This window comes from Methylobacterium brachiatum (assembly GCF_020523825.1).
GTDB classification, from domain to species: domain Bacteria; phylum Pseudomonadota; class Alphaproteobacteria; order Rhizobiales; family Beijerinckiaceae; genus Methylobacterium; species Methylobacterium brachiatum.
Genome location: NZ_JAJALK010000002.1, coordinates 193,433 through 206,691, shown reverse-complemented (window position 1 = coordinate 206,691; position 13,259 = coordinate 193,433). Strand labels below are relative to the sequence as shown.

14 protein-coding genes are annotated in these 13,259 nt (G+C 70.9%); 8 read left to right on the top strand and 6 right to left on the bottom strand.

Annotation, left to right across the window (positions count from 1 at the left end; genetic code table 11):
* Positions 1 to 16: 16 nt before the first annotated feature.
* The 3 genes from LGR69_RS04690 to LGR69_RS04680 all read right to left on the bottom strand — a co-directional run bounded on the left by LGR69_RS04690 (position 17) and on the right by LGR69_RS04680 (position 1,716).
* Complete coding sequence (locus LGR69_RS04690) at positions 17 to 1,042, bottom strand: LLM class flavin-dependent oxidoreductase (protein WP_039902924.1); 1,026 nt, start codon at positions 1,040 to 1,042, stop codon at positions 17 to 19.
* 61 nt (positions 1,043 to 1,103) lie between these two features.
* Positions 1,104 to 1,439: a type II toxin-antitoxin system RelE/ParE family toxin gene (locus tag LGR69_RS04685; RefSeq protein ID WP_230365321.1), complete on the bottom strand. Its 336-nt coding sequence runs from the start codon at positions 1,437 to 1,439 to the stop codon at positions 1,104 to 1,106.
* Positions 1,432 to 1,716: a ribbon-helix-helix domain-containing protein gene (locus tag LGR69_RS04680; protein ID WP_007563297.1), complete on the bottom strand. Its 285-nt coding sequence runs from the start codon at positions 1,714 to 1,716 to the stop codon at positions 1,432 to 1,434. The genes LGR69_RS04685 and LGR69_RS04680 overlap by 8 nt, the downstream gene beginning before the upstream one ends.
* Positions 1,717 to 1,873: 157 nt before the next feature.
* On the opposite strand from LGR69_RS04680, the gene LGR69_RS04675 reads away from it, so the two are divergent.
* Positions 1,874 to 3,076, top strand: a complete 1,203-nt coding sequence (locus LGR69_RS04675; RefSeq protein ID WP_050735749.1) for a pyridoxal phosphate-dependent aminotransferase — start codon at positions 1,874 to 1,876, stop codon at positions 3,074 to 3,076.
* 76 nt (positions 3,077 to 3,152) lie between these two features.
* On the opposite strand, the gene LGR69_RS04670 is transcribed toward LGR69_RS04675, so the two are convergent.
* Together LGR69_RS04670 and LGR69_RS04665 are read right to left on the bottom strand one after the other, a co-directional pair.
* On the bottom strand, positions 3,153 to 3,479 hold the full coding sequence (locus LGR69_RS04670) for a type II toxin-antitoxin system PemK/MazF family toxin (protein ID WP_230365320.1): 327 nt from the start codon (positions 3,477 to 3,479) through the stop codon (positions 3,153 to 3,155).
* Positions 3,476 to 3,697, bottom strand: a complete 222-nt coding sequence (locus LGR69_RS04665; protein ID WP_122162753.1) for an antitoxin MazE family protein — start codon at positions 3,695 to 3,697, stop codon at positions 3,476 to 3,478. Before LGR69_RS04665 ends, LGR69_RS04670 begins: the two co-directional genes overlap by 4 nt.
* Before the next feature lie 89 nt (positions 3,698 to 3,786).
* Between LGR69_RS04665 and LGR69_RS04660 the strand changes: the two genes are divergently transcribed.
* From LGR69_RS04660 to LGR69_RS04650, 3 genes are all read left to right on the top strand, one after another.
* Positions 3,787 to 4,629: an NAD(P)-dependent oxidoreductase gene (locus tag LGR69_RS04660; RefSeq protein WP_230365319.1), complete on the top strand. Its 843-nt coding sequence runs from the start codon at positions 3,787 to 3,789 to the stop codon at positions 4,627 to 4,629.
* Between the two features lie 420 nt (positions 4,630 to 5,049).
* Complete coding sequence (locus LGR69_RS04655) at positions 5,050 to 5,388, top strand: hypothetical protein (RefSeq protein ID WP_007563288.1); 339 nt, start codon at positions 5,050 to 5,052, stop codon at positions 5,386 to 5,388.
* Between the two features lie 102 nt (positions 5,389 to 5,490).
* Positions 5,491 to 6,441, top strand: coding sequence for a DMT family transporter (locus LGR69_RS04650; RefSeq protein ID WP_230365318.1), 951 nt, complete (start codon positions 5,491 to 5,493; stop codon positions 6,439 to 6,441).
* 25 nt (positions 6,442 to 6,466) lie between these two features.
* Here the strand turns inward: LGR69_RS04650 and LGR69_RS04645 are convergent, their stop codons facing one another.
* Positions 6,467 to 6,736 (bottom strand): hypothetical protein, encoded by a 270-nt coding sequence (locus tag LGR69_RS04645; protein WP_230365317.1) that lies wholly within the window; start codon positions 6,734 to 6,736, stop codon positions 6,467 to 6,469.
* A gap of 340 nt (positions 6,737 to 7,076) precedes the next feature.
* Between LGR69_RS04645 and ileS the strand changes: the two genes are divergently transcribed.
* From ileS to LGR69_RS04625, 4 genes are all read left to right on the top strand, one after another.
* A complete protein-coding gene (gene ileS / locus LGR69_RS04640; RefSeq protein ID WP_230365316.1) occupies positions 7,077 to 10,097 on the top strand; it encodes an isoleucine--tRNA ligase in 3,021 nt (1,006 codons plus the stop codon).
* A gap of 211 nt (positions 10,098 to 10,308) precedes the next feature.
* Positions 10,309 to 10,806 carry a signal peptidase II gene (lspA, locus tag LGR69_RS04635; protein WP_091863394.1) on the top strand — a complete coding sequence of 166 codons (498 nt, stop codon included), beginning with the start codon at positions 10,309 to 10,311 and terminating at the stop codon, positions 10,804 to 10,806.
* Positions 10,807 to 10,966: 160 nt separating this feature from the next.
* Entirely contained in the window at positions 10,967 to 11,632 is a 666-nt protein-coding gene (locus LGR69_RS04630) for a hypothetical protein (RefSeq protein WP_050735743.1), read from the top strand.
* Between the two features lie 159 nt (positions 11,633 to 11,791).
* Positions 11,792 to 13,201: a M16 family metallopeptidase gene (locus LGR69_RS04625; RefSeq protein WP_007563276.1), complete on the top strand. Its 1,410-nt coding sequence runs from the start codon at positions 11,792 to 11,794 to the stop codon at positions 13,199 to 13,201.
* Positions 13,202 to 13,259: the final 58 nt, after the last annotated feature.

Below are 13,259 nucleotides of genomic sequence, written 5' to 3'. Positions count from 1 at the left end.
GCCCTTTGGAATCCCCCTAAGCTGCTTCCGAGACCGCGCCGAGGCCCCAGGCCTGGGCCAGCCGCGTATAGGAGTCGTGCCGGGCCGCCTGATCGGGGATCGCCGTGACGATCATCAGCTCGTCGGCCTGCGTCCGCGCGACGAGATCCGTGAGCGTCGCCCGCAGGGTCTCCGGGCCGCCGACATGCAGCTTGTCGCGGCCGCGCTCGATCTGGGCCTGCTCCGCATCGGAATACGGATAAGCCAGCGCTTCCTCCAGGCTCGGCAGAGGGCGGTACTCGCCGCGCTCCCGCCGCAGTGTCGACAGCCGCGCGCTCGCCGCCAGACGCTCGGCCTCCGCATCGGTGGCGCCGCAGATCGCCGCAACGGCCAGGATCGCATGGGGCCGCTCGCCCAGGCGGGTCGGCCGGAACAGGCGGCGATAGGCCAGCATCGGCGCCTCGGCCGGCATTCCGGAGAAGTGCTGCGCGAAGCCGAAGCCGCAGCCGATCTCGCCGGCGAGCTGGGCGCTGTAATCGGACGAGCCGAGCAGAAAGATCGGCGGCAGCGGCACCCCGGCGGGGCTCGCCTGGATCTTGGCGAAGGGATGCCCGTCCGGGAAGCCGCCGTCCCAGAACAGCAATTCCTGCAGGCGGTCGAGGAAATCGTCGTTGCCGCCCTGGCCGGGCGCCTCCCGGCGGCGCAGCGCCCGGGCGGTGAGCCCGTCGGTGCCGGGCGCGCGCCCGAGGCCGAGATCGATCCGGCCCGGGAACAGGGCTTCCAGCACCCGGAACCGCTCGGCCACCATGAGCGGCGCGTGGTTTGGCAGCATGATGCCCCCCGAGCCGACCCGGATCGACCGGGTCGCGGCGGCGATCTGGCCGATCATGATCTCGGGGGCCGGGCTCGCCACGTTGGGCAGCGCGTGGTGCTCGGCCAGCCAGTAGCGCCGGTAGCCGAGACCGTCGACGTGGCGCGCCAGCGCCAGCGTGTCGTGCAGCGCCCGCGCCGGGGTCGAATCGGCGCTGACGAAGGAGAGGTCGAGGACGGAGAGCGGTGTCATCGACAGGAGATGGGGAGGCGTGTGGGCCGGTGCGAGGGCAAGACGATCCGCCTCGGCGCAGTCAAGGCGCCGGCTCGTCGTCCGACCGGTCGCCCCGGTACAGGGCCTCGAAATCCCGGCCGCCGTAGAACACGTTGGTGATCATCACCCGCGCGGCTTGGACCCGATAGGCGATGATTGCGGATCGCTCGAACGGCACCGTCCGCAAGCCGGGTTCCAGGTCATCGCGCGGACGACCGCCATGGGGCGCATCGCCGATGCGCCGGCAACGCGCGATGATCCGACGGATAAAGCCCTCGGCGATGTCGTTGTCGCGGCTTGCGTGAAGTACGACACCGAAGATGTCCGCGAGATCGATCCTGGCGTCACGCCGGAACGCGACGGGCAGCCTACGCACGGCGGCGATCGTCCCGGGCCTGGGCGAACAGAACTTCCATCTGCGCCTCGACCTCGTCGGGACTCAGATCGGGGCTGGGGTCGTCCAGAGAGCGGCGGATGCGGGCGCGGATCGCGTCGAGGCGTTCCGCATCCTCCCGGCGCCGGCTCTGCCAGGCCTGCACCGCATCCTCCAGGGCGTCGCCGAGCGAGGCGTATTCGCCGGCCTCCACGCGCTCGCGCAGGGCGCGGACCGTCTCGGGGGGCAGCGTGACGCTGATCGTCTCGGCCGGCGGCATGAATTGCCCTCGTCAATCGTCCTCTTCGGATCGGCACGAGACTAGCATGGAATCGGGCGGGCCGCGCAGCCTTGTCCGCACCGCACCGTCGGCCTAGGGTCCCGGCCGCATCGCGGGCGCCCGAGACCGCCGCGCCCCTCACGGAGATCGAAACGCCATGGCTCTCCTCGCCGACGTCCTCTCGCGGGTGAAGCCGTCCGCGACCATCGTGATGACCCAGAAGGCCCGGGACCTGAAGGCGTCCGGCGTCGACGTCATCAGCCTGTCGGTGGGCGAGCCGGATTTCGACACGCCGGACCACATCAAGCAGGCCGCGATCGAGGCGATCCACCGCAACGAGACCCGCTACCCGCCGGTCTCGGGCATCGTCCCCCTGCGCGAAGCGATCGTGCGCAAGTTCAAGCGCGAGAACGGGCTCGACTACAAGCTCTCGCAGACCATCGTGGGCACCGGCGGCAAGCAGGTGCTCTACAACGCCTTCCTGGCGACCCTGAACCCCGGCGACGAGGTGGTGATCCCCCGCCCCTACTGGGTGTCGTATCCGGAGATGGTCGGGCTGTGCGGCGGCACGCCGGTCTTCGCCGACACCGACATGGAGCACGGCTTCAAGCTCCAGGCCGAGGAGCTCGACCGGGTGCTGACCCCGAAGACCAAGTGGATCGTGCTCAACTCGCCCTCGAACCCGTCCGGGGCCGCCTATACGCGCGACGAGATGAAGGCGCTCACCGATGTGCTGCTGCGCTATCCCGACGTGCACATCCTGACCGACGACATCTACGAGCACCTGACCTACGGCGACTTCGCCTTCGTCACCCCGGCCCAGGTCGAGCCCCAGCTGATCGAGCGGACGCTGACCATGAACGGCGTCTCGAAGGGCTACGCCATGACCGGCTGGCGGATCGGCTACGCGGCCGGGCCGGAGAAGCTGATCAAGGCGATGGACTTCGTCCAGGGCCAGCAGACCTCCGGGGCGAGCACCATCGCGCAATGGGCCGCGGTGGCCGCCCTCGACGGCCCGCAGGACCACCTCGCGAAGTTCCGGGCGGCGTTCCAGGGCCGGCGCGACCTGGTCGTGTCGATGCTCAACCAGACCAACGGCCTGACCTGCCCGACCCCGGAAGGCGCCTTCTACGTCTACCCGTCCTGCGCGGCGCTGATCGGCAAGACGACCGAGGCCGGCAAGACCATCGAGACCGACGAGGATTTCGTCACCGAGCTGCTCCAGGCCGAGGGCGTGGCCGCCGTGCACGGCTCGGCCTTCGGGCTCGGCCCGAACCTGCGCATCTCCTACGCGACCTCGAACGCCGTGCTGGAGGAAGCCTGCCGGCGCATCCAGCGCTTCTGCGGCTCGCTGCGGTAGGTCCCCTGGACGGGCTCGTCCGTGGCGGGGCCGTGCTTCGGAGTTTGTAAACCACCCGTGGGACGGAATCGCCGGATCAGTCGGCGATCCCGAGGACCAGGGCGAGCATCCGGTTCAGGGTGGCGAGCGTATCGCGCTCCAGGCGACCGATGGGCGGGCTGCATTTCGCGCGCGGCATGGCGATGATCTTGTCGATCATGACCTGCGAGATGCTGCGCAACCCGTTTGCCGGCGTTGGTTCGACAGTCAGCCGGAAGAGCGGTGCGTCGCGCAAAGTGCTGGTGAGGAGGCAGACGAGGATACTGTCGGTCTCGACGAGCCAATCGGACTGAATGACGAGGGCAGGACGCGGCTTGCCGTAGGATCCGGGCGGTGAGACAGTAACGATGTCACCGCGCGTCACTTTTCGGGCCAGTCGAAAGCCGCCGCGATGAAGTCCAGGGCTTCAGCCTCCTCGGGTGCGCCCTTCAAGAGGGCGGCCTGCCGAGCCGCCTCCTCCTTGAAGCCCGGCGCCGACGGGTCTGGAACCCAGATGCGCAGGAGCTTCATACCGTCGCGCCGCGGCGCCTGACGATAGCGCTGGGCCTTCGACTGTCCTTCCCGGGGTCTGATCTGCGGCATGGAATGGCGGGTCCGATCGCGCGCCATACTAGGCCTCGGCCGCGTTCGTGACTACCATCCTCCGATCTCTGAACTCTCGTGAGCCTCCCATGCCCACCATCGCGGTGATCGCCCCCGGGGCCATGGGCAGCGCCATCGGGGCGCGGCTGGTCGGGCACGGCGCGCGGGTGCTGACCGTCCTCGAAGGGCGCGGAGCGGCGAGTCGGGCGCGGGCCGCGGCGGCCGGCATGGCCGATGCCGGCCTCGACGACCTCGCAGCCGCCGACATCCTGCTGTCGATCGTGCCGCTCGCCGACGCGGAGGCCCTGGCCCAGCATCTCGCCCCCGCGCTGGCGGCGGCCCCGCGCAAGCCGGTCTATGTCGACGCCAACGCCGTCAGCCCGGGCACGATCGCGCGGATCGCCGCGATCGTCGCTGAAACGGGCTCTCCCTTCCTCGATGGGGCGATCCTGGGTCTGCCGCCCAAGCCCGGCAGCAAGGGGCCGCGCGTCTACGTCTCGGGCGACGACACCGGCCCGGTGATGCTCCTGCGCGATCTGGGCCTCGACCTGCGCGTCTGCCCCGGCGGTGTCGGCGCGGCCTCCAGCCTCAAGATGAGCTATGCCGGCCTCAACAAGGGGCTCACCGCGCTCGCCGCGATCATGATCCTGGCCGCCGAGCGCGCCGGAGCCGGGGCGGCGCTGCGGGACGAGCTCGCTGAGAACGAGCCGGTGCTGCTCGCCCGCCTCGCCAAGGCTTTCCCCGACATGGCGCCCAAGGCTTATCGCTGGGCCCCCGAGATGGGTGAGATCGCCGATTTCCTCGGGCCGGACGCGGCCGGGCGGCAGGTCTTCTCGGGCTATGCCGAGCTCTACGGGCGCCTCGCCGCCGAGACGGGAGAGCCCGAGATCGAAGCGCTGATACGCTTCGCCGCGGCCGCCGCGGAGCGCTGATCGCCGCGGGTGGGCCGAATCGGCCGCCGCTCTGTTGCCGGCTCGGCTGCCACCCTCTACACGGACGGTCCCCGCGGCCGATGCGCCTGAAGGTTTCGCGAGCCCGCTCGGGCCTGCATGGTAGCGGGGCCGGCAGTGACGGGGTGGTCCGGACCAGTTCTCTGGGCCAATCCTGTGAGGCTCAGTGGGCCGAGTCGCTGCAGGAGTGTCGGGAGCGCGGGGAACAGGAACCGCGGGCTCGGCGCAAGGCCCACATAGAATTACTGCGATCCGGGACTGGCGGCGCCGATCCGGCGCCCTGCCCCGATCCGGGACAGCCCGGTCGGGCACGGTTGCAGCTTCGTTCACGCTCCGGCGCGATGATACGACGAGGCCGGGGATCCGGTCCGGCGTAACCGCGTTCTTTCGGGCCTGACGACCATGAGAGCCCTGCTCACCGGCGGCATCAAGGCGATCCTCGGGATTGCCGCCATCTCCACCGCCGCCCATTGGACCCTGCGCGTACAGCGCGAATCCGCTTCCGCGAGTCCGATCGCGGCCTTCGCCAGCACCCCCGATCCGGTCGCGACCGGCTCCATCGAGCCGCGCCGACCGGTGAGCGCGGCACCGATCGTGCCGGCCGCCGTGCCCGCCCCGGCCGCGGGCCTCGACCAGGGCCACCTGGCCGCTTTGATCGCCGGCGCGACCCCGGCCAAGGCCAAGGTCGCCAAGGCGGCGACCAAGACCGCCGCCGCCGAGAAGGTGGTGGCCAAGCGCTGAGCCGGCGCACCGTGCCGGCTGCATACTTCCCCTGCGCCGCGACGGGTGCCGCCGCGCAGGTCAGCGTGGCAGGAATACAGGCCTCCATCGGATTTGGCAGGCATGAGCACGCAGGTCGCGACATCCGTCGCCCAAGACAGGGACCCCGCCCGGGCGGCCCCGTCACCTGACCTCGCGCGCCGAAGGCGGATCGTCGGCATCGCCCTGATGTGCGGCGCCGTCGCGTTCTTCGCGGGCCTCGACGCCAGCGCCAAGACCCTGGCGCGGGGCGGCGTCGACCCGCTGGTCACCACCTTCATGCGCTACGCCGCCAGCGTCGCGATGATCTCGCTGTTCATCAACCCGGTGCGCACCCCCGGGGTGGTGAAGAGCCGGCGGCTGACGCTGCAGATCGTGCGCTCGCTGCTGCTCTTCGCATCCACGGCCCTGAACTTCCTGGCGTTGCGCTACCTGCAGCTCGCCGAGACGATCTCGATCCAGTTCGCCGCTCCGCTCACGGTGGCGCTGCTGGCGGGGCCGCTGCTCGGCGAATGGTCGTCGCGGGGCCGGATGGTGGCGATCGGCGTCGGCTTCATCGGCGTTCTGGTGATCGTGCGGCCGGGCTTCGGCGGGATGCATCCGGCCGCCCTGCTCTGCGTGGCCAACGTCGTGGTCTACGCCTTCTACGCGATCATCACGCGCAAGCTCGCAGCCTACGATTCCACCGCCACGACCATGTTCTATACCGGTCTCGCGGGCCTGGCGCTGATGGCCCCGCTGCTGCCCTGGATCTGGACCAGCCCGGCCAATCTCGGCCACTGGGCGCTGCTGATCGCGGTCGCGCTGTTCGGGACGATCGGGCACTGGCTGCTGGTCATGGCGCATGCCCGCGCGCCGGCCAACGTGCTGGCGCCGTTCATCTATACGCAGCTGCTGTGGTCCGTGACGCTGGGCTTCCTGCTGTTCGGCGACGTGCCGAGCCGCTGGACGGTCGCCGGCGCCATGATCGTGGTCGGCTCCGGCCTCTATCTCCTGGCGCAGGAGACGATCCGGCGGGACAGGCCGGCCGCCTGAGGCGACCGGCCGGTTTCAGGCTCGCTTAGCGGCCCATGCGCTCCTGGCGGTCCAGACGCTCCTCGCGCCGGTCCTCGCGGGCGCGGCGGACCGGATCCGTATCGGTGCCGAGCACGCCGCCGACGGTGCCGGTAGCCGCACCCACCGCGCCGCCCACGACACCGCCCACCGGGCCGGCCGCGGCCGAGCCGTCCTCGACGCCGCGCTGGGCGCCCCGGGCCGTGCCCTGGGCCTCGGCGCCGGACGCGAAGGCCAGCGGGGCGAGGGCGAGGGCGGCGATCATCAGCTTCTTCATGGTCAACTCCTGGTCTTCGATCGGGATGGGCTCCGCGGCCCGCGGGTCGCGGAGGGCGTACCGGTCAACGGTTCAGGTGCCGAAAGGTCTCATCCGGCATCGCGGGGCCGCCCGCTGGCATCGGGAAGGGGCCGCTGCTAGAGAACGGGTCATGTTCGCTTCGCATGCTCTTTGCGGCCTGGGCCGCAGGCTTCGAATTATGGGCCCGGCCTTCGCGTAGATGAGCGCCCGCTTCGGCGAGGCCGCGCGGAAGTCCGGGATCCTGATGCCGCTCGCCCTGCCCAGATTCCTGTATCCGGCCGGCCCCTTGCCGCCGGCCCGACCGCCGATGCGAGATCCGATGACCACCCCCGAGACCGCGGCTGCCCGCGACTATTCCAAGACCCTGTTCCTGCCGCGCACCGAGTTCCCGATGCGCGCCGGTCTGCCGACCCGGGAGCCGCTGCTGCTGGAGCGCTGGGCCGCGATCGACCTCTACGGGAAGATCCGCGCCGCCGCCGCGGGCCGGCCGCGCTTCGTGCTGCATGACGGCCCGCCCTACGCCAACGGCAACATCCATATCGGCACGGCGCTCAACAAGATCCTCAAGGACGTGGTGGTGCGCTCGGCCAGCGCGCTCGGCCTCGACGCCAACTACGTCCCCGGCTGGGACTGCCACGGCCTGCCGATCGAGTGGAAGATCGAGGAGCAGTACCGCGCCAAGGGCCGCAACAAGGACGACGTGCCGGTGATCGAGTTCCGACAGGAATGCCGGACCTTCGCGGCCCACTGGCTCGACGTGCAGCGGGGCGAGTTCAAGCGGCTGGGCGTCACCGGCGACTGGGACCATCCCTACGCCACCATGGCCTATCCGGCCGAGGCGGTGATCGCCGACGAGCTGATGAAGTTCTCGATGAGCGGCCAGCTCTATCGCGGCTCCAAGCCGGTGATGTGGTCGGTGGTCGAGAAGACCGCTTTGGCCGAGGCCGAGGTCGAGTACGAGGAGCATGTCAGCGACACGATTTTTTGTGCGTTTCCGATCCGCGATCTGGGCGGCGCAGTTCTGGCTGAAGACATAGTCCCAGGTCCCGCGCCAACCGATCCGAACAACAACGCGCTCAAGAATGCCCGGGTGGTGATCTGGACGACCACACCTTGGACGATCCCCGGCAACCGCGCCGTCGCCTACTCCAAAAAAATCGCCTACGGGCTCTACCGGGTCACGCAGGCCCCGGCCGAGAACTGGGCGACCCCCGGCCAGACCTACGTGCTGGCCGACAGCCTGGCCGCCACCGTGTTCAAGGCCGCCCGGGTCGAGGCGTTCGAGCGCGTCGGCGACGTGCGTCCCGAGACGCTGGCCGGCCTGACCCTGGCGCACCCGCTCAAGGGCCGCGGCTACGACTTCGCGGTGCCGATGCTCGACGGCGACCACGTCACCGACGAATCCGGCACCGGCTTCGTCCACACCGCGCCGAGCCACGGCCGCGAGGATTTCGATCTCTGGATGTCCAGCGGCCGGCTGCTGCAGGAGCGCGGCATCGACACCGCGATCCCCTACACGGTGGACGCCGACGGCGCCCTGACCAAGGCCGCGCCGGGCTTCGAGGGCACCCGGGTGCTCACCGACAAGGGCGAGAAGGGCGACGCCAACAAGGCGGTCATCGCCGCGCTCACCGAGGTCGGGGCGCTGGTCGCCCGCGGGGTTCTGCGCCACCAGTACCCGCATTCCTGGCGCTCCAAGAAGCCGGTGATCTTCCGCAACACCCCGCAATGGTTCATCGCCATGGACCGGCCGGTGGACAGCCTGGGCAACCGGTCCCTGCGCGAGGTCGCGCTCCAGGGCATTGAGGAGACCCAGTGGGTCCCGCCCCAGGGCAAGAACCGCATCAACGGCATGGTCGGCAACCGGCCGGATTGGGTGGTCTCGCGCCAGCGCGCCTGGGGCGTGCCGATCACCGTGTTCGTCCACCGGGAGAGCGGCGAGATCCTCAAGGACGCTGCCGTCAACGCCCGGATCCGCGACGCCTTCAAGGCCGAGGGGGCCGATGCCTGGTTCCGGGACGACGCGGCGCAGCGCTTCCTGGCGCCGGACCACGACCCGGCCGCCTACGAGAAGGTGACCGACGTCCTCGACGTCTGGTTCGATTCCGGCTCCACCCACGCCTTCGTGCTGGACGATCCGGAGGCGTTCCCGGCGCTGTCCGGGGCGCGGCGCGTCCGCGACGGCGGCCAGGACCGGGTGATGTACCTGGAGGGCTCGGACCAGCACCGGGGCTGGTTCCAGTCCTCGCTGCTCGAATCCTCCGGCACCCGCGGCCGGGCGCCCTACGACATCGTCCTGACCCACGGCTTCGTGCTCGACGGCAAGGGCCTGAAGATGTCGAAGTCGAAGGGCAACGTCGTCGCGCCGCAGAGCATCATCAAGGATTCGGGCGCCGACATCCTGCGCCTGTGGGTCGCGGCCTCGGACTATACCGACGACCTGCGGATCGGCCCGGAGATCATCAAGACGTTTGCTGAAACCTACCGCAAGCTGCGCAATTCGCTCCGCTGGATGCTGGGCTCCCTCGCCCACCGCGTCGAAGGCGACGATGTGGATCCGAAAAAAATGCCGGAGCTGGAGCGGCTGATCCTGCACCGGCTGGCCGAGCTCGACGGCGAGATCCGCGAGGCCTACGCGACCTACGACACCAAGCGGGTCGTGGCCCTGCTCAACGGCTTCATGACCGGCGACCTGTCGTCGTTCTACTTCGACGTGCGCAAGGACGCGCTCTACTGCGACCCGATCTCGTCGGTGACCCGCCGGGCGGCCCTGCAGGTGATCGACGAGACCTTCCGCCGGGTGGTGGTCTGGCTGGCGCCGGTGCTGGCCTTCACGGCGGAAGAGGCCTGGCTCGACCGCTATCCGTCGCCGGACGGCTCGGTCCATCTCCAGACCCTGCCGGAAACCCCGGCCGCCTGGCTCGACCCCACCCTCGCGGAGCGCTGGCAGAAGATCCGGAAGGTGCGTCGGGCCGTGACCGGCGCCCTGGAGATCGAGCGCGCGGCCAAGCGCATCGGCGCGAGCCTGGAGGCGGCCCCGACCGTCTACGTCTCGGATCCGGAGCTGCTCGCCGCCCTGGAGGGCTGCGACTTCGCCGATACCTGCATCACCTCCGCGATCACGGTGGTGGCCGGCGAGGGGCCCGCGGAGGCGTTCCGGCTCGACGAGGTGCGCGGCGTCGCCGTGGTGCCGAATCCGGCCGAGGGCCGCAAATGCGCCCGCTCCTGGCGCGTCAGCCCCGCGGTCGGCAGCGACCCGGAATACCCGGACGTCACGCCCCGCGACGCCCAGGCCCTGCGCGAGTGGGACGCGGCCCATCCGGAGGCCAGCGCGGCGTGATCGTACCCGCGACATCACCCTCCCCCCTCTGCGGGGGAGGGTGGCCCCCGAAGGGGGTCGGGAGAGGGGAGCGCCGTTTCCGGACGAGGCGGGGCCGGCATGACGGGCACAGCCTCGCTGTGCACCGCCGCTCCCCTTTCCCCCCCTGCTGCGCAGGGTACCCTCCCCCGCAGAGGGGGGAGGGAGGCGTGCGCGTGTCGGGTCCCCGCCCATGACCCCCACCCGCGCCGGCCTGCTGGCCCTGCTCGTCACCCTGGTCCTCGACCAGGCCTCCAAGCTCGGGCTCTATTTCGGAACCGACCTCGTGCTGACCCAGCCGTGGCGGCTGGCGCCGTTCGCCGACTTCGTGGTGGTCTGGAATCGCGGCGTCTCCTACGGCCTGTTCCAGCAGGAGAGCGGGTTCGGGCGCTGGTTCCTCGTCGTCCTGTCGCTCGCCGCTGCCCTCGGCCTCGGCGTCTGGATGACCAGGGCCGGCTCGCGGCTTCTGGCGGTGGCGCTCGGCCTGATCGTCGGCGGCGCCCTCGGCAACGCCATCGACCGGGCCGCCTACGGGGCGGTGTTCGACTTCGTCCACCTCCATGCCGGCGGCTGGTCCTGGTACGTGTTCAACGTGGCGGACGCCGCGATCGTCGCCGGGGTGATCGGCCTGATTCTCGACAGCCTGAGTCCAGCCGGGCGGGGTACGCCGCAAGGGGCCTCGCGCCCGTGATTCCCGCAACAGATCGGCCCTGCCCGCCCCAAGCCTCTGGTGCAATGCGGTCAAGGCGCCATACGATCGCCGGAAACCGGTCTCAGGCCGGGACCCGTCGGATCAGGCCGCGTGGCGGCCGTCCCCGCGCCGGACTCCCGGCCGGAACCCGTGAGGCAGCATGACCGGGCACCGCAGGCTTCGTCTCATCCTCCCCGCCGTTGCGGTCGCGCTGTCGCCGCTGCTGGCCTGCGGCGCGCAGGCCCAGGAGCGGGGCGAGTTCATGCGCGACGCGCTCTCCGGCATCGGCCTCCTGGAGAAGCGCCAGGACCCGATCGATTATCACGAGCGCCCGCCGCTGGTGATGCCGCCCAAGCTCGACGGCAAGGCCCTGCCCCAGCCCCGGGCCCGCTCCACCAGCACCGCCTGGCCGAAGGATCCCGAGATCGTCGAGCGCGAGCGCGCGGCGGCCGAACGGCGCCGCCCGGTCGGCAACCAGGCCCGCGGCCGCTACGACGACAACAACGCCACGCTCTCGGTGGACGAGATCCGCGGCGGTCGCCGCGCCGGGGCGAACGTCACCACCGAGGCCGAGCGCAAGCCGGGCGACACCAACCGCGACGACAGCCTGCTCAGCCCGTTCGACCTGCTGAAGGGCAAGAGCGCCAATGCCGAGCCCTCCGATGTCGAGCCGGCCCGGGACGTTCTGACCGACCCGCCGACCGGCTACCGGCAATCCCCGAAGAAGCTGGCCCAGCCGCCGTCCCGGGACCCGATCAACAATGCCAGCCGCGAGCGCGAGGAGGCCGATCCCCGGGCCTATCAGCGCCAGCGCGCCCAGCAGTAACCATCCGGCTGTGGCGTCGTTGCAACGGCGCCCCGGCATGGCAACATGACATGTCTGTCCCGGTACGGCTCTTGCCGGCCGGAGACGAGGACGGCCCCGATCCATCCGAGCGTCCCAGGCGGGCGTCGGCGGCACCGGGGCCGGCAAAAGGAAAGCGGAATGCACCTGTTCAGGAAGGCGACGCCCACCCTCTTCCCGCCGCGTCCGGGCTCGCCGTATGGCGGCAGCGCCGGCCGAGGCGAGGCCGCGCCGTTCGGGCGCTCCGAGGCGGGCGGGCCCGAGGTCACGGCCTTCACCCTCGACAACGGCCTCGACGTGGTGGTCGTGCCCGATCACCGGGCCCCCGTGGCGACCCACATGATCTGGTATCGCAACGGCTCGGCCGATGATCCGTTGGGCCAGTCGGGCATCGCCCACTTCCTCGAGCACCTGATGTTCAAGGGCACCGAGAAGCACCCGGTGGGCGCCTTCTCCAAGGCGGTCTCGGGCCTCGGCGGCCAGGAGAACGCCTTCACCAGCTACGACTACACCGCCTATTTCCAGCGGGTCGCCCGGGACCATCTCGGCACCATGATGGCGTTCGAGGCCGACCGCATGAGCGGCCTCGTCCTCGACGACGCCGTGGTCGCGCCCGAGCGCGACGTGGTGCTGGAGGAGCGGCGCATGCGGGTCGAGACCGACCCCTCCGCCCAGCTCTCCGAGGCGATGGCCGCCTCGCTGTTCGTGCACCACCCCTACGGCATCCCGATCATCGGCTGGATGCACGAGATCGAGGGCCTGAACCGCGAGCACGCGCTGGCTTATTACAAGCGCTTCTACACCCCCGAGAACGCGATCCTGGTGGTGGCCGGCGACGTGACCCCGGACGAGGTCCGGCGCCTGGCCGACGAGACCTACGGCCGCGTCGCCCCGCAGGGCGCCCGCCCCGAGCGCCTGCGGGCCCGCGAGCCCGAGCCCAAGGCCCTGCGCCGGGTCGCGGTCGCCGACCCGAAGGTCGAGCAGCCGACCCTGCAGCGGCTCTACCTGACCCCGTCCTGCATCACCGCCCGCGACGGCGGCTGCCACGACCTCGAGCTGCTCGCCGAGGTTCTGGGCGGCGGCTCGACCTCCTACCTCTACCGCAAGCTGGTCATGGAGACCGGCCTCGCGGTGAATGCCGGCGCCTGGTACATGGGCTCGGCGATCGACGAGACCCGGTTCTCCGTCTACGCGGTGCCGGCCGAGGGCGTCTCCCTGGAGACGCTGGAGGAGGCCGTGGACAAGATCCTGCGCCGCGCCCCCGCGGAGGCGCTCGGCGCCGAGGCGATCGAGCGCGCCAAGACACGGCTCGTGGCCGAGACCGTCTACTCCTCCGACAGCCAGTCCTCGCTCGCCCGGATCTACGGTTCGGCGCTCGCGATCGGCGAGACCATCGAGGAGGTCCGCCGCTGGCCGACCGATATCGAGGCGGTCTCGCAGGAGCGCCTCAAGGCCGCCGCCGAGCGCTGGCTGACGCCGTCCCGCTCGGTCACCGGCTACCTGACCAAGGCTCAGGACCCCGACGCCCCGGTCGCGATGGCCGCGGAATAGGTTTTCGGGCGCGTCCCGGCGGGCGGTTTCACCCCCGTCGGGACCTGCATCAGGCCGC